14 protein-coding genes are annotated in these 15990 nt (G+C 38.8%); all 14 read right to left on the reverse strand.

The genetic code is table 11. The annotated features are described in order from the left end of the window. Nucleotides 1–116 precede the first annotated feature (116 nt). The 14 genes from AC4G3N_RS07335 to ymfI all read right to left on the reverse strand — a co-directional run bounded on the left by AC4G3N_RS07335 (nucleotide 117) and on the right by ymfI (nucleotide 15802). Nucleotides 117–1295, reverse strand: a complete 1179-nt coding sequence (locus tag AC4G3N_RS07335) for a glycine C-acetyltransferase (RefSeq protein WP_066100241.1) — start codon at nucleotides 1293–1295, stop codon at nucleotides 117–119. Nucleotides 1296–1407: 112 nt separating this feature from the next. Beyond that, entirely contained in the window at nucleotides 1408–2448 is a 1041-nt protein-coding gene (gene tdh / locus AC4G3N_RS07340; RefSeq protein ID WP_491089972.1) for an L-threonine 3-dehydrogenase, read from the reverse strand. A 345-nt stretch (nucleotides 2449–2793) separates the two neighbouring features. After that, nucleotides 2794–3660 (reverse strand): 2-oxoacid:ferredoxin oxidoreductase subunit beta, encoded by an 867-nt coding sequence (locus AC4G3N_RS07345; protein ID WP_066100243.1) that lies wholly within the window; start codon nucleotides 3658–3660, stop codon nucleotides 2794–2796. Continuing rightward, nucleotides 3661–5397, reverse strand: a complete 1737-nt coding sequence (locus AC4G3N_RS07350; protein ID WP_066100246.1) for a 2-oxoacid:acceptor oxidoreductase subunit alpha — start codon at nucleotides 5395–5397, stop codon at nucleotides 3661–3663. It abuts the gene before it with no gap. Between the two features lie 171 nt (nucleotides 5398–5568). Continuing rightward, nucleotides 5569–6489, reverse strand: coding sequence for a dipeptidase (locus AC4G3N_RS07355; protein WP_066100249.1), 921 nt, complete (start codon nucleotides 6487–6489; stop codon nucleotides 5569–5571). 119 nt (nucleotides 6490–6608) lie between these two features. Next, on the reverse strand, nucleotides 6609–6869 hold the full coding sequence (gene spoVS / locus AC4G3N_RS07360) for a stage V sporulation protein SpoVS (protein WP_066100252.1): 261 nt from the start codon (nucleotides 6867–6869) through the stop codon (nucleotides 6609–6611). Between the two features lie 135 nt (nucleotides 6870–7004). After that, entirely contained in the window at nucleotides 7005–7802 is a 798-nt protein-coding gene (locus AC4G3N_RS07365; RefSeq protein WP_066100255.1) for a TIGR00282 family metallophosphoesterase, read from the reverse strand. A gap of 111 nt (nucleotides 7803–7913) precedes the next feature. Further along, nucleotides 7914–9473: a ribonuclease Y gene (rny, locus tag AC4G3N_RS07370; protein ID WP_066100258.1), complete on the reverse strand. Its 1560-nt coding sequence runs from the start codon at nucleotides 9471–9473 to the stop codon at nucleotides 7914–7916. Between the two features lie 535 nt (nucleotides 9474–10008). After that, nucleotides 10009–11052 carry a recombinase RecA gene (recA, locus tag AC4G3N_RS07375; RefSeq protein WP_066100261.1) on the reverse strand — a complete coding sequence of 348 codons (1044 nt, stop codon included), beginning with the start codon at nucleotides 11050–11052 and terminating at the stop codon, nucleotides 10009–10011. 258 nt (nucleotides 11053–11310) lie between these two features. After that, on the reverse strand, nucleotides 11311–12558 hold the full coding sequence (locus AC4G3N_RS07380) for a competence/damage-inducible protein A (RefSeq protein ID WP_066100267.1): 1248 nt from the start codon (nucleotides 12556–12558) through the stop codon (nucleotides 11311–11313). A 43-nt stretch (nucleotides 12559–12601) separates the two neighbouring features. Next, a complete protein-coding gene (gene pgsA, locus AC4G3N_RS07385; RefSeq protein WP_066100270.1) occupies nucleotides 12602–13180 on the reverse strand; it encodes a CDP-diacylglycerol--glycerol-3-phosphate 3-phosphatidyltransferase in 579 nt (192 codons plus the stop codon). An 81-nt stretch (nucleotides 13181–13261) separates the two neighbouring features. Beyond that, nucleotides 13262–14149, reverse strand: coding sequence for a helix-turn-helix domain-containing protein (locus AC4G3N_RS07390; protein WP_066100274.1), 888 nt, complete (start codon nucleotides 14147–14149; stop codon nucleotides 13262–13264). Between the two features lie 18 nt (nucleotides 14150–14167). Further along, a complete protein-coding gene (locus AC4G3N_RS07395; protein ID WP_066100277.1) occupies nucleotides 14168–14962 on the reverse strand; it encodes a DUF3388 domain-containing protein in 795 nt (264 codons plus the stop codon). A gap of 114 nt (nucleotides 14963–15076) precedes the next feature. Next, nucleotides 15077–15802, reverse strand: a complete 726-nt coding sequence (gene ymfI, locus AC4G3N_RS07400; RefSeq protein ID WP_066100280.1) for an elongation factor P 5-aminopentanone reductase — start codon at nucleotides 15800–15802, stop codon at nucleotides 15077–15079. Between the last annotated feature and the right edge of the window lie 188 nt (nucleotides 15803–15990).

Genomic DNA, 15990 nt, shown 5'->3' on the forward strand with positions numbered 1-15990 from the left:
TTCATGAATTAATGCTTTTCTGTATTACTATTAACTTGTTAATTAGAGATATCTGAAGTTCCCTCTAAGTAGCCTATTATTTTAAATAACTATTTTCGAAAGACCATTCATACAGTTTATTTAATAATCCCCAGCTCTTTACCAGCCTTTTCAAATGCATTTAATGCTTTAGCCAGCTCCTCTTTGGAATGTTCTGCTGTTACAATGGTCCTGACACGTGCATGACCCTTTGCAACAGTTGGGAATGCAATCCCCTGAGCAAATACACCATATTCCATTAATTTATTAGACAGCTTATTTGTCAAAGCCTCATCCCCAACGATAATGGGAGTGATCGGTGTTTCGCTTTTTCCGGTATTAAAGCCCATAAATTCTAGTCCTTCTTTGAAAAACTTTGTATTCTCCCACAAACGCTCAATTAATTCCGGTTCTTCCAATAATACATCAATTGCTTCTATATTAGCCATTGTCACTGCAGGCGGGTGTGATGTACTAAATAAGAAAGGTCTGCCTTTATGAATTAAATAATCAACCAATGTACGGCTGCTTGCCACATATCCTCCAAGAACCCCTATAGCCTTGCTTAACGTACCTACCTGAATATGAACACGTCCATCCAAACCGAAGTGATTGACGGTTCCACGCCCATTTTGGCCAAGTACTCCTGAGGCATGCGCATCATCGACCATAATAAGTGCATCATATTTTTCTGCTAACTCCACAATCTCGGGTAGCGGTGCGATATTGCCATCCATGGAAAAGACACCATCTGTTACAACTAAGCGTTTACGATAGGATTGAGTCTCTTTCAGGACATCCTCCAAGCTGTTCATATCGACATGCTTATAAACACGGCGTGTAGCTTTTGTTAGTCTTATTCCATCGATTATGGAAGCATGGTTTAATTCATCCGATATAACCACATCTTCCTGTGTAAGAATCGCGGATAGAACTCCTTGATTCGTTGTAAATCCAGATTGAAATACTAAAGCCGCTTCCGTATGTTTAAATTTCGCCAACTTCTCTTCTAACTCTATATGCATATCCATGGTACCGGCAATTGTACGTACCGAACCTGTTCCCACTCCATATTCTTCAATGGCATCAAGCGCTGCATCCTTTAAACGAGGATGTGAAGTCAATCCAAGATAGTTGTTAGATGATAATTGAATCAAATTTTCCCCATTAATCTTAACTTTTGTACCTTGTTCTGATTCCAGAGGAATTAATGGATGGAACAAACCTGTTCCTTTCATTTCGTCTAATTCTGTTTGCAAGTATTCAAACCCCTTCAAATCGCTTCCTCCTCATCCAATTGTATACCTTATATTCCTTCTATTCCCTATATTTTTGCATTATATCAATAGTATTGAATAAATTTATTACTCTTCCTCATTCAGCACCCTTTTACGGCAGTAATATCACTTTTCCACACTCACCTTTGATCATAAGGTCAAAGCCTTTTTCATACTCTTCTAAAGGGAAGTGATGGGTGATTAATGGTTTAACATCAACCTGCCCTGATTCCAGCAATCGGGAAACCTGCTGCCACGTTTTAAACATTTGTCTCCCTGTAATTCCTTGAACGGTTATCCCCTTAAAAACGATATCATCAGTAATATTGAGAGGCACAGGCTTAGAGGGTAAGCTTAAAATAGAAAACTTGCCTCCATTCGTAATCATTTTAAATCCTTGATCGATGGCTATAGGATGACCACTCATTTCACAAACAATATCAACCCCATTGCCACCCGTTAAATCATAAACTGCCTGAACAGGATCTGTCTTCAATGAATTAATCATCACAGTAGCGCCCAATTTACCCGCTAGCTCTAAACGGTAATCATTAAGATCTAACGCAATGACCTGTGAAGCCCCAGCTGCTTTTGCCACTCCCACTGCCATAATACCAATTGGACCGCAACCGATAATAGCGACCGTTTTCCCGACTACTTCACCTGACAATACGGTGTGGACCGCATTCCCCATAGGCTCCTGTATAGAAGCTACATCTATAGGCATATCTACAGGATTTTTCCAAAGATTAGATGCCGGTAAAGCTACATATTCAGCAAAACACCCCTGTGTATCAACCCCAATTATCTTTGTGTTTTTACATATATGATATTGTCCCGTCATACATTGAGGGCAGATTCCACAAACTAAATGTGTCTCAGCGGAAACATAATCACCTATCTGGAAATCCTGTACTTTATTTCCCACTTCAACAATCTCTCCTGAGAATTCATGCCCAAATGCATAAGGAGGATTAACCCTATGTTGAGACCATTCATCCCAAGTATAAATATGGACATCCGTCCCGCATATGGACGTCGCCTTTACTTTAATCAACACTTCATCCTCTTTGATAGAAGGAATATCAATCAATTGGAGTTCTGCTCCATAACCTCTTTTATGTTTTACAACCGCTTTCATTTTTCCATCCACCGTATACACACTCCTGTCTAAAAAAACCTGGTTTATACCAAAATTTTAAATTTTTAACTTAATTATGTAAATAGGCTATTCCTCGTATGGCGGACAGTTGATTATAAGAAGAATATTTTTTTAAAAAAGTATACTAAAGTGAATATTTTTTCCGGACTAAGACAACCTACATTGTCATCTAAGAATGAATCCCCATGTATAAGTCGTTATCAAAGGTATCTGCTAATCATAATAAAAACCCCTGATATATCAAGGGGTTCATTCTTCAAGAGATTTCTCCATGAATACTTACCTCACATTACATAAAAATAATACCGACCGATTACTCGGCCGGTGTTTATTCAATTACATAAATTCTGCTGTCAATTTATCAAAATGTTCCTGAGTCAATTTCAAATCAGCAGAAGATAAAGGTTTTTCAGCATACCCCTGAATTAATTCCTGATAGGAAGGCTGAGCAGTATTTTGATAAATTAAGCCGGTAACTAAGCCTTTATGCTCCATTAACGTCTGCATCGCTGCTTCTTTATTGGATGGATCGTAACCTTCAATTGTTGAAAGCTTTGTTAAATTACCCTTGAACCAATCATACGTATTCACTTTATTATAGGTCACGCATGGACTGAAAACATTAATTAAAGAAAAACCTTTATGACGAATACCTGCTTCAATCAATGCTGTCAAATCTTTTAAGTCGCTGGAAAAGCTTTGCGCCACAAAAGTCGCACCAACTGACAAGGCCATTTCCATTGGAGATATCGCCTGTTCAATCGAACCTCCAGGCGTAGATTTCGTCTTAAAGCCGGCTGCAGAGCGCGGTGATGTCTGACCCTTCGTTAAACCGTATATTTGATTGTCCATAACAATATAGGTGATATCAATATTTCTCCTAATCGCATGTACTGTATGACCCATGCCAATTGCAAATCCATCACCATCTCCACCTGAGGCAAGGACGGTTAAATCACGATTCGCCATTTTGACACCCTGTGCGATTGGTAAAGAACGGCCATGTATACTGTGAAACCCATAGGATTGGATATAACCGGAAATACGGCCTGAACAGCCTATTCCGGAAATCACAGCAAGTTGATCCGGTTCCAGACCTACATTAGCTGCTGCCCTCTGGATAGCGGCCTGAACAGAGAAGTCACCACAGCCGGGACACCAGTTTGGTTTTACATTATTTCTAAAGTCTTTAAATGTAGCCATTTAAACCAACTCCCTGCATTTTGTATACACTTCGTACGGCAAAAATGGATTGCCGTCATATTTTAAAAGCTTCGTAATCTTCTCGGCATGGCCAATATTCATTTTCAGAATGTTGGCAAGTTGTCCTGTTGCATTATTCTCGATAACAACTACCTTTTTCGCATCCTGAACATAGGGCAGTAACTCATGGGCAGGGAATGGATGAAGAAGCCTTACATGTACATGGTTGACTTTAATCCCGTCATCAGCCAGGTTTTTCATCGTCTCTTCAATGACACCTCTAGTAGAAATAAATCCGACCAATAGCAAGTCTGGATTCTCATGGACAGCATTTATATGGATTGGATCTTTAAATCTTACAGACTCGATTTTGCGCATTCGTTTATCCATTTGAGCTACACGATTGGAAGCAACCTCTGAGGGTTTTCCCGTCTCATCATGTTCAACGCCTGTAACATGATGGATTCCATTTTTCATTCCTGGAAGAGGTCTTGGTGATATCCCGTCTTCCGTTACAGCATATCTCTTAAAATAACTTTTATCAGTAGGCTCAGGTAACTCCTCAGAAATTAATTTACCTCTCCTAATCTCAACCCTGCTAAAATCTAAAGGCTCAACGGTTTGTTTACCCAATGATAATTGTAAATCGGAAAGGATAATCACCGGAACCTGATATTCTTCAGCTAAATTAAAAGCTTCTACTGTATCGTAGAATGCTTCCTCCACTGTACTTGGTGCAAGAACGATTTTTGGAATTTCACCATGAGTTCCATAAATCATTGCCATCAAATCGGATTGTTCCTGTTTTGTAGGCATACCTGTCGAAGGGCCTCCACGTTGTGTGTCGACAATTACAAGCGGAGTTTCTGTAATACCCGACAATCCAATTGCCTCCATCATTAGCGATAAACCTGGACCAGCTGAAGCTGTTAAACTGCGTACACCTGCATAATTTGCGCCAATTGCCATCGTACAAGCAGCAATCTCATCTTCTGTCTGTATGACGGCTCCTCCAAACTTTGGCAGTTGCTTAATTAAATACTCCATTATCTCAGAGGCAGGCGTAATCGGATAGGCAGCCATAAAGCGAGTTCCACCAGCCAGAGCACCCATGGCAATCGCATCATTCCCAATCATGAATAAACGTTTTTTTCCATCAGCTTCTACTAGCTGCAACACTCCAGCCTTGTTACCCATTTGTTCCATTAAAAAGTCATAGCCAGCTTGAATCGCTTCTAAATTCTTTTCAACGACAGCGGCTCCTTTTCTTCCAAATATTTCCTCAACCACTTCTGAAAATACCTGAATATTTAAACCAAGCACAGCACTAGAAGCGCCGATAGCTACCATGTTCTTCATCAAAGATGTCCCAAGCTGAGAGGCTATTTCTGTAAATGGGACGGAATAGAGTACTGCTTCGGTATCTAAAGGAGCTTTGGGATCAAACTTGGTGTCGGCCAAAATAATACCGTCTTTATGTAATTCTTTATAATTCACATCAATGGTTTCTTGGTCAAATGCCACTAACACATCCAAATCGTCGGCTATTGATCGAACCTGTGTTGTGCTTACTCGAATTTTATTATTTGTATGGCCCCCTTTAATACGGGAAGAAAAATGGCGATACCCATACAAGTAATATCCCAGACGATTTAATGCAATAGAAAAAATTTCTCCAGTACTTTCTATGCCTTCACCTTGCTGCCCTCCAACTTTCCATGAAAGTTGTTTATTCATTTCCTTTACACCCCTTCGATTCCCTTATATGAAATATTGGTTTTTCATGTCAGCTATAAAACTATTAACAATAATTTTATTATTTACTAGAATATACCATTATGTCTACAATATTAAGCTTAAGTTTCTAAAAAAACCATAAATAAAGAAATAGCGTATTCAATTCAACCCCTATTGGCCATATCTTGATGCAAAATTATCAAATAAGAAGTGACGGACATCCTCTTCCTTATAATACTTCAGCAGCTCGTTAACCAGATTACTATATTGTTCCACTCTGCTGAGAGAATGTACGCTTGTTGTCGTCCCATCAAAGTCAGATCCAAATCCTACATGACGGGCACCTCCAAGTGAACAAACATGTTCCAGATGCCTCAATACATCAGTCAAGTTTGCCTGATTGGTACCTGTTAAAAATTCAGGGACAAATGTAAGTCCCATAACCGATTTTTTTTGAATTAATGCTTTAATTTGTTCATCACTCAAATTTCTTGGATGATCAACTAGCGATCGGCAATTTGAGTGAGAAGCAATTGGTCTGCTATGTATTTCCATGCAATCCCAAAATGCTCTCTCCGATAAATGAGATACATCACACCAGTTGTTCGTAACATTCAACAATTCAACTACCTTTTTCCCAAAGGCGGTTAGACCGGCAGCGCGTTTTTCCAATGCACCATCAGCGACCAGATTAGCCCAGTTCCATGTCAACCCTACCACTGTAACACCAAGCCTCAGTAATAGCTTCAACTTCAACATGTCGTCGCCAATACAGTCACAACCCTCCAACATGAGAATCGCACCTGTCTCTCCCTCTTTAAGCCTGCCAATATCCTTATACTTTCGAATGAATTTTAACTTCCCTGTGCCAATTATTTGGTCATAAAAAATATCCACCATGGCAAGAGCTGCATCAAAGCGGATAGAAGGATGTACATTTTCCGGTATATAAATAGCGAAAACTTGTACTTGTATATTAGCTGCTTTCAAACCAAGATTTGTTACCTCTAGCTCCCTGCTATGATAAAAGTCCAATTTTGGATTAAGAAACAGCTTCATTAACACATCACAATGTGCATCAAATATTCTCATTTAAGCTAATCCCCCATGTTATGTTAGCTTCGGTTAACAAAAAGGAGCATCCTCCCGGTCGGAGAATACGCCTACCGATCCCTTATCAGAGTCAGCTCCAGTTTTACTGCAGTTTCATTTCACCGTGGTTCTATAATTAGTTTTATGGCGGTACGTTCCTCACCATCAATTAAGATATCTGTAAAAGCAGGAATGCATATAAGATCCATCCCGCTGGGTGCGACGAATCCTCTTGCAATCGCTACGGCTTTTACTGCTTGGTTTAATGCACCTGCACCTATTGCTTGGATTTCTGCTGCTCCTCTTTCTCTAAGTACTCCAGCCAGCGCTCCAGCCACAGAGTTGGGATTAGATTTTGCTGAAACCTTTAATATTTCCATTTCTGGTCCTCCTCATCTTATTCCAAGACATGTCCCCTAGTGAGTATGTTTTTTCTGTTAACTATATTCATAATGAACAAAAGATATACCATACAAAAAAGCCAACCCCTATAGGTTGGCTCCTCGCAATCGTTTTTAATAAAAGAATGGATGATCTTCATTAATTAAAATTCTCTCAGTTTTTTTCGCTTTGCCCGTTTTAGGATCTAAATCAATAATTAAACCACTAAGTACAGCTCTTCCCTCTTTTGGTACTTCAAATCTCACAGGCAGGCTTGTTAAGAATTTCTTGATGACAGCATCGCGTTCCATTCCTAGAATACCATCATAAGGCCCTGTCATTCCTACGTCAGACATGTAAGCAGTTCCTTTAGGCAGAATTCGGTTATCAGCTGTTTGGACATGTGTATGGGTCCCAACTACCGCTGACACTCGTCCATCCAGATACCATCCCATTGCCTGTTTTTCACTGGTTGCTTCAGCATGCATGTCAACAAATATAAATGGCGTTCGCTTACTGGCCTCTTCTACCAATTTATCTGCACATAAAAATGGATCATCAAGCGCAGGCATAAAGGTTCTGCCCTGCAGGTTAATAACAGCCAATTCAAACTGATTCATCTTAACAAAGGAAAGTCCCGTGCCCGGTGTTCCCTCCGGAAAATTCCCAGGGCGCACCAGATATTTTGCTTCTCCTATAAATTCAAAAATATCACGATTGTCCCAGGAATGATTACCAAGTGTAATGATATTAGCTCCGTACTCAAGTAATTCTTTATAAATTTTTTGGGTAATCCCTCTTCCAGCTGCAGCATTTTCTCCATTAATGATGACAAACTGCGGTCTATATTTTTCCTTTAACTTCCCTAAATATTCTTTCACCATTGCTCTTCCAGGTGATCCAACAATATCCCCTATAAATAATAACCTCATTTTCGCTTTCCTTTCTTTGAAACTAGGCCAAGATTATCTTTGGTATAGTTTAACTTTTTTGTTTAAAAAAGTTTCGATCTCCAAAAAAATAAAGCGGTGAGGAACACCGCTTTATTTTGCATATTCAACTGCTCTGGTCTCACGAATAACCGTCACTTTAATATGTCCCGGATAGTCCAGTTCATCTTCAATACGTTTTCTAATATCTCTGGCTAATCGGTGTGCCTCTAAATCATCAATACTTTCAGGCTTAACAATAATACGAACTTCTCGTCCTGCCTGGATTGCAAATGATTTTTCAACACCTTCATAGGATTCAGAAATATCCTCAAGTTTTTCAAGGCGACGAATATAGTTTTCAAGCGTTTCACTTCTAGCTCCAGGTCTAGCTGCAGATAATGCATCAGCAGCTGCTACCAGAATGGCAATTATAGATTTTGGTTCGGCGTCTCCATGGTGAGAAGCAATACTATTAATGACAACAGGATGTTCCTTGTACTTCGTAGCAAGTTCCACTCCTATTTCCACATGGCTTCCTTCTACTTCATGGTCAATCGCTTTACCGATATCATGCAATAGTCCAGCGCGCTTTGCCAATGTAATATCTTGACCAAGTTCTGCTGCCATCAAGCCGGATAAATAAGCTACTTCCATCGAATGTTTAAGCACATTCTGACCATAGCTTGTACGGTATCTTAAGCGGCCAAGAATTTTTATTAAATCTGGGTGTAAGCCATGAACCCCAACTTCAAATGTTGTTTGCTCACCGATTTCACGGATATGCTCATCGACTTCCCTTCTTGCTTTATCAACCATTTCTTCAATACGAGCCGGATGGATACGCCCATCCTGAACAAGCTTTTCAAGGGCAAGTCTTGCAGTTTCACGTCTAATTGGATCAAATCCAGATAAAATGACAGCTTCAGGTGTATCATCAATAATTAAATCGATTCCCGTCAACGTTTCAAGTGTTCGAATATTACGTCCTTCTCGACCGATAATTCGACCTTTCATTTCATCATTTGGAAGATTAACAACAGAAACGGTCGTTTCGGCCACATGATCTGCTGCACAACGTTGAATCGCAAGTGACAAGATTTCACGTGCCTTTTTGTCTGCTTCTTCCTTCGCTCGGTTATCGCTCTCTTTCATCATGATTGCAATATCATGTGATAGCTCTTTCTCAACACGATCAAGGATAATGGCTTTTGCTTCTTCTCTAGTCAGGCTAGAAATACGTTCAAGTTCAGAACTTTGAGCTTGAATTATCTCGTCCACTTTGCTTTCCATCTGTTCAATATGCTGTTGTCTTTGGTTCAGAGAATCTTCTTTCTTCTCCAATAAAGCCTCACGTTTATCTTGAGAGTCTGCTTTACGGTCCAGATTCTCTTCTTTTTGTAGAATTCGATTTTCCTGTCTCTGTAATTCAGTTCGTCGATCACGAACTTCCTTTTCAGCATCAGTCCGAAGCTTATGAATCTCATCCTTTGCTTCAAGAAGGGATTCCTTTTTCAAGGCGTCCGCTTCACGCTTTGCGTCCTCAATAATTTTTTCAGCTGCGTTCGTTGCGCCGGATATTTTAGATTCAGCTATAGATCTTCTTAACAAATAGCCAACAACTGCACCAACAATTAGGCCAAGCAAAATGGAGATGATAGCGATTGGATCCATCATTACACCTCCTCTTGCTATTAACTTTTTTAATCTCTTTTACTACATTGTTTTCAATTCTGGCATGTACATCATCTAAAAATATACAGCACAATCGCTTTTAGGCATGTCATAAAAAAAGATATTAATACATTTCTATTGTAAAGTTATGAAAATTTGTTGTCAAGAGCAAGTCCTGACGCTCTTTTAATCGTTTTTAGAAAATACAGACAGATATACAATTTTCGTGACCCTATCCACCTAGGTCATAGTTTCTAATAATACTCTCCACTTTAAGACAGCCGCTTCCCATTAAGTTGAGTAAAAGTACAAAAGCCGAAGAAATTATTTGTTTTTCGCATCTTTTCTAATAAAGTTATAGATTTTTCTCAAACAACACTTACTGATTGATCATACTCTGCCAGTCACAATACTACCTAAATATTATTTCTTTCATGATTCTCTTCAGAAACAGCTAAATTTATAATAAAACACACCCTGAGGCCCACCTATAGAAAGAGCAAACCCATAATCAGGTTTGCCCATTACAAACTACTTATTCAGGTAAATCAAATTTATCCATTTCCTCTGCTGCTTCAACCACTTTCGCTTCACCGTTTAATCCATAGGCTGAGCGGATTTTAATGGAAATTTCATCCCGAACATCTGGATTTTCTTTTAAGAAGAGCTTCGCATTCTCTCTTCCCTGTCCTAAGCGATCTCCATTATATGAGTACCAAGACCCACTCTTTTCAATAATATCCAATTCAGAACCAATGTCGATGATTTCTCCTTCTTTGGAAATACCCTCACCATACATAATATCAAGTTCTGCCACTTTGAAAGGTGGAGCCACTTTATTTTTAACAACCTTTACTTTAGTCCTGTTCCCTACAATATCATTTCCCTGTTTCAGTTGTTCTGCACGTCTTACTTCAAGGCGAACCGTAGAATAGAACTTAAGAGCACGACCACCTGGAGTTGTTTCTGGGTTACCAAACATAACACCAATCTTCTCACGGATTTGGTTGATAAAGATTGCTATGGTGTTAGATTTATTAATGGATCCAGAAAGTTTACGAAGAGCCTGAGACATTAAACGGGCTTGTAGACCCATATGAGAATCTCCCATTTCACCTTCAATCTCAGCTTTTGGTACTAAAGCAGCCACTGAGTCAACAACGATAATATCAATTGCACCACTTCGTACAAGCGCCTCAGCAATTTCCAATGCCTGTTCACCTGTATCTGGTTGGGAAAGTAATAATTCATCTATATTTACGCCAAGCTTTTGTGCATATGCCGGATCTAAAGCATGTTCTGCATCAATAAATGCTGCTTGTCCACCCTGTGCCTGTACTTCAGCAATTGCATGTAAAGCTACTGTCGTTTTACCGGAACTCTCCGGTCCATAAATCTCAATTATTCTACCTCTTGGATATCCACCCACACCGAGGGCTGAATCAAGAGCAAGCGAACCACTTGGAATGGTAGAAACCTTTCTGTCTGCTCTTTCCCCCAGCTTCATTACTGAACCTTTACCAAATTGCTTTTCAATTTGTTTTAGCGCCATATCGAGCGCAGCTTGACGTTCACTCACAGTTTATTTCCTCCCCATATCTATATAAAAACATTACATGTATAATTTAGAACTTATTTATACTATACCTCATCTGTCCCCATTTAACAAGTAAAAAAGCGAACATTTATTCGTATTGTTTTAATGGTAATTTTGCTAATAAATTTAAAGAAACTCTCTAGCAAACAGAATGCTTTTAGCAGTAATTAAAGTAAAACTAAAATTATCTCAATTTTATAAACAATAGAAATCCCCAACCATATAAGTTGGGGTTTTCTATTATGCATATAACTCTCTCAACTTTCGGATAAGAAAATGACAGCCATACTTCATGCTTCTTACCCGATTAACCTCACGCATACCGCCTAAGTCCAATCTCTTTGCGTACGTTTTCTGACCGGAAATGGCTATACCGATATAAACAGTCCCTACCGGATGACCTTCCAATTCATCTGGTCCAGCTACTCCAGTAAAACTAATCCCAATATCAGATTGGAGCATGGCTTTAATATTATCAGCCATTTCCATAGCACATTGCTCACTGACAACTCCATATTGGTCGATGGTTGATTGTTCGACCTTCAAAAGCTTTTCCTTTGCTTCATTGGTATAAACAACAATACCGCCCTTAAGGATTAAACCGGCTCCCTGTATATCCGTCATTTTTTCCTGAAACATTCCGCCGGTTAAGCTTTCTGCTGCCGATATTGTAAGCTCATTTTCTTTTAAAAGATTGATAAGTTCAGTCATAATAGTCGCATCATCATATCCGTAAAAATATTCTCCCACACGCGAAAGAATTTTTTCTTCTGTCTCTTTTAATAGTTTGTCAGCTTCTTCAATAGATTCATGTTTAGCTGTAATACGAAGAGTTACCTCTCCATCTGAGGCAAGAGGCGCTATTGTCGGATTACTTTGCTGATCCAGTAAATCTTCTATTTCTGTTTCAAGCTGTGATTCCCCAATACCAAAGAAACGGAGGACTCGGGAATCTATACGCTCCACCCTGTCCATTAATCTCAAAAGATAAGGAACTGCAAAATTTTGATGCATTGGCTGCATTTCACTTGGAGGACCTGGTAATAAAATGTGAAGAATATCCCCATGAGACACAACCATTCCGGGAGCCATTCCATTTTGATTAGGGAATACTTCCGATCCTCCAATAACCAATGCTTGCTTCCGGTTGTTTTCTGTCATCACCCGTTTTATTTTCTTGAAATATTCTTCAATATTTTCCATAGCTTTTTGGTCTGTTATTAATGTTTTACCTATATGGGCAGCTACAACTTCTTTTGTTATATCATCCTTTGTTGGTCCCAACCCACCAGTGTATATTATGAGATTTGCTCGGGATTCTGCAATTTCAATAGCCTTTTTTAATCGTACAGGATTATCCCCAACTACTGTATGGTAATATACGTTAATACCTATCTCTGCCAGGCTTTTTGATATAAACTGAGCATTGGTATTTGCAATCTGTCCAAGTAATAACTCAGAGCCTACCGCTATTAATTCTGCATTCATTCTGTCACCCGCCATTTAACAAGTTATATTTAGAATGATACCCTTATTTAGAATTTAAAAACGCATGTTTATTCTTAGCAAAGTAATCCCAGCCAGACCATAGAGTAAAGAATAAGGCTACGTAAAGAGCTATATCAGCAAACGGGAAATTAATCCACGCAAATGGTAGATTATGCAATAGTAATGCAGCTATAGCTATGATTTGAGTCCATGTTTTAATTTTACCCAATTGATTCGCTGCAACCACTTCACCTTCACCGGCTAGAACCAGGCGAAGACCTGTTACCGCAAATTCACGGCTGATAATTAAAATAACAATCCAAGCAGGGGCCAACTCGTATCCTACAAGGATAATTAATGCTGCAGATACAAGAAGTTTATCTGCCAACGGATCAAGAAACTTTCCAAGGGTTGTGACCAGATTATGTTTTCTAGCATAATATCCATCAATCCAATCAGTAGTGGAAGCAATGATAAAAATGATAGCTCCAACAAAATGAGAGATAGGCAACTCCACATCGTTAATCACCCACGTTCCCCAATCAATGGATGGAAGCATGATAATCATAAACACAGGGATCATGCAAATTCTGGAAATCGTTATCTTGTTCGGTAAATTCACTTGATGTTCCTCACTTTACTTTTAAATTTTATTTATAAAAGGATAGACGAGAGAAGGCCATCCATTGATGACCTTCCAATCTTACTCCTTCGTGTAATCAATCGTTATGTTTTGAACAATCAGTTCACTTTCATACTCCAGTTTTTCATCATTAACAAAAATTTCAGTGTCTGGAGTTTTCCCTATATTCATGACTATTTGATTATCATCTGAAAGATCAAAATCCTGGCTTTCTCCATTTTGAATCACCCCATTGAAGAGATTTTCTCCCTTGGAGTTTTTAACAGATACCCATGTCTCGCCGGTAGATTTTACTGATACCTTAAATTCATCTGTATTACTTAATTCATATGTTGTATTTTTTCCATTCGCGGAGGTCACTTTCAGCTCAGCAGAACCTGCTTCTTCCGGCTCTTTAGATTCTTCCTCAGCATTCTCTGGATTACTTTCTTCTTCTGTTTCCGCTTCTTCTTTCTCATTGGTGTTTTCTTCTTGGTTTGTGGATTCACCCTGCTCAAGTCTTACAGGGTCACCGTTTTGATTAACTGTCCCTGTGTCATCATTATTACCAATGGCTTTTGCTACAAAGTAATAAATAATAGCCACTACTGCAACAAGGAACACAGCTATCAAAATTTTAGGAAGTACTTCCATCCACTTTGAATGCTGTACTGGCAATGTTTTTTTCGATTGCACTCTAGATAATTTTTGAGGAATCTCCTCCTGCTGAACTGCCGCAGGAATATCCGTTTGATGCTCCGCAAAAAGCTGTTCAGGATCTAATCCAACTGCTTCAGCATATTGTTTAATAAACGCTCTGACATAGAATTTGCCCGGCATCATTTCATAATTGCCTTCTTCTATACCAACAAGATAACGCTTTTGTATTTTGGTTATCTGTTGAAGGTCATCCAGGGTTAATCCTTTAGACTCTCTGGCTTCCTTTAATACTTTACCTAATTCCGTCATATAAACACCTTCTAATCACTAAAAATCAAACGATCCAAATTCGGATCCTCCAAATAAAGAGGACTGTTGGTCTACTGCTTCATATGTGATCTCTTCGTTCGGGTCATTACGTAGTTCAATAATATAATCAAAATCGTTCATTGTATACTCTGAATTTTGTACAAACACATCAGGATGTTCAACAACTTTAATTGAATCAAGTCTCATGATCTCACGCACAAGCTGCCAATGCCTTTCATTGGCTCTGCGAGTTGAAACAATCCCATCCAGAATAAATAAGTTATCTTCATTGTATTCATCTTCAATTAATTGATTTCGAACGGTTTGTTTTAATAAGGTGGAAGATACAAATAACCACCGCTTATTCGCACAAACACTTGCAGCAACAATCGATTCAGTTTTACCAACCCGGGGCATACCCCTGATTCCAATTAGTTTATGGCCTTCCTGTTTAAAAAGCTCGGCCATAAAATCAACTAGAAGCCCAAGATCTTCTCTTACAAATCGGAATGTTTTTCGATCATCTGCATCTCTTTGTATATAACGACCATGTCTGACTGCTAACCGATCTCTTAATTTCGGCTCTCTAAGTTTAGTTACTTTTATCGTATCCATTGTTTGCAGAATTGATTCCAGGCGTTCAATTTGACGATTATCCTTCGCCAAGAGAAGCATACCTCTTCTCCCCTCATCCACACCATTGATGGTTACGATATTTATGGAGAGCATTCCTAGCAAAGAAGAAATATCCCCTAACAAACCGGGACGGTTAATTTTAATTTCATATTCAAAATACCATTCCTTCTTGTCCATACCGTTCCCCCTAAGAGAAATATTTGACAAATTCCTTCAATATTTTCCCTATATCCTATCATATCTGATTTACTGACGAGTGGAAAGCAAAATACATAGTGTAGCATTAAATACTTATGTATTCCATCCGCCATTCACACTGATAATCTGCCCTGTTATATAACTGGAGTCTTCTGAGAGGACAAAGGAAACAACTCCAGAGATATCCTTCGGATGCCCCAACCGCCCCATTGGGATTTCTTCTTCCAATTCTCTAAGCTCTTCAGAATCGAATCGATTGAGCATAGGTGTGGAAATTGCACCGGGTGATATAGCATTTACACGGATTCCAGAAGGTGCAAGCTCCTTCGCAAGTGCCTTGATAAAAGAATTCTGTCCACCTTTTACCATTGAATAAAGAACTTCACAGGAAGCACCCACTTCTCCCCAAATAGAAGTAATGGCAATGATACTGCCATCTTTTTTTTGTATTAACTTAGGAACTAGTCCTTTAGTCAATAAAAAGGGAGATGTAATATGTAATGAAACCATCTGTTTGGCTCGGTCATCGGTTATATCTGTTATTAAACCAAAATGACTGTCACCGCTATTTAGTATTATCGTATCAATTTGATTAATTTCGTCAATTATAACTTGATGTCCGCCATCTTTACTTAGATCAGCCTGAATTACTTTCACCTGTATTTGAAATGGTTTTAACTGATCTAAAAGCGAATTAATTCCGCTAAGATTACGGTTATAATGGAGATATAGATTCCAGCCCTCTGCAGCCAAACGTAATGCAATTGCTTGACCAATTCCTCCACTAGCACCCGTAATGAGTGCATATTTTCCATTCATAATAAAAACCCCTTGCCGTAAATAACACTTACAATACTTTTCATTATAAAGCTTGAAGATGAAAAGTAAAACCACCAATTGAAAATAGTCAATTGTTTCTAATATAAGCTTCTTTAATCCTACCAAATAGTTATCGTAAACCAGTGAATCAGTTAAGCTGGTTAATTGTCCGTTTACCTTGTATTATA

The organism is Bacillus sp. z50 (assembly GCF_058313585.1).

Excerpts from the sequence above, each read along its gene's own strand:
- AC4G3N_RS07395 (WP_066100277.1), bottom strand. The coding sequence starts at position 14,962 with ATGGACAAGAAGGAATGGTATTTTGAATATGAAATTAAAATTAACCGT.
- spoVS (WP_066100252.1), bottom strand. The coding sequence starts at position 6,869 with ATGGAAATATTAAAGGTTTCAGCAAAATCTAATCCCAACTCTGTGGCT.
- AC4G3N_RS07390 (WP_066100274.1), bottom strand. The coding sequence starts at position 14,149 with ATGACGGAATTAGGTAAAGTATTAAAGGAAGCCAGAGAGTCTAAAGGA.
- AC4G3N_RS07355 (WP_066100249.1), bottom strand. The coding sequence starts at position 6,489 with ATGAGAATATTTGATGCACATTGTGATGTGTTAATGAAGCTGTTTCTT.
- AC4G3N_RS07345 (WP_066100243.1), bottom strand. The coding sequence starts at position 3,660 with ATGGCTACATTTAAAGACTTTAGAAATAATGTAAAACCAAACTGGTGT.
- AC4G3N_RS07350 (WP_066100246.1), bottom strand. The coding sequence starts at position 5,397 with ATGAATAAACAACTTTCATGGAAAGTTGGAGGGCAGCAAGGTGAAGGC.
- ymfI (WP_066100280.1), bottom strand. The coding sequence starts at position 15,802 with ATGAATGGAAAATATGCACTCATTACGGGTGCTAGTGGAGGAATTGGT.
- rny (WP_066100258.1), bottom strand. The coding sequence starts at position 9,473 with ATGGATCCAATCGCTATCATCTCCATTTTGCTTGGCCTAATTGTTGGT.
- AC4G3N_RS07365 (WP_066100255.1), bottom strand. The coding sequence starts at position 7,802 with ATGAGGTTATTATTTATAGGGGATATTGTTGGATCACCTGGAAGAGCA.
- AC4G3N_RS07380 (WP_066100267.1), bottom strand. The coding sequence starts at position 12,558 with ATGAATGCAGAATTAATAGCGGTAGGCTCTGAGTTATTACTTGGACAG.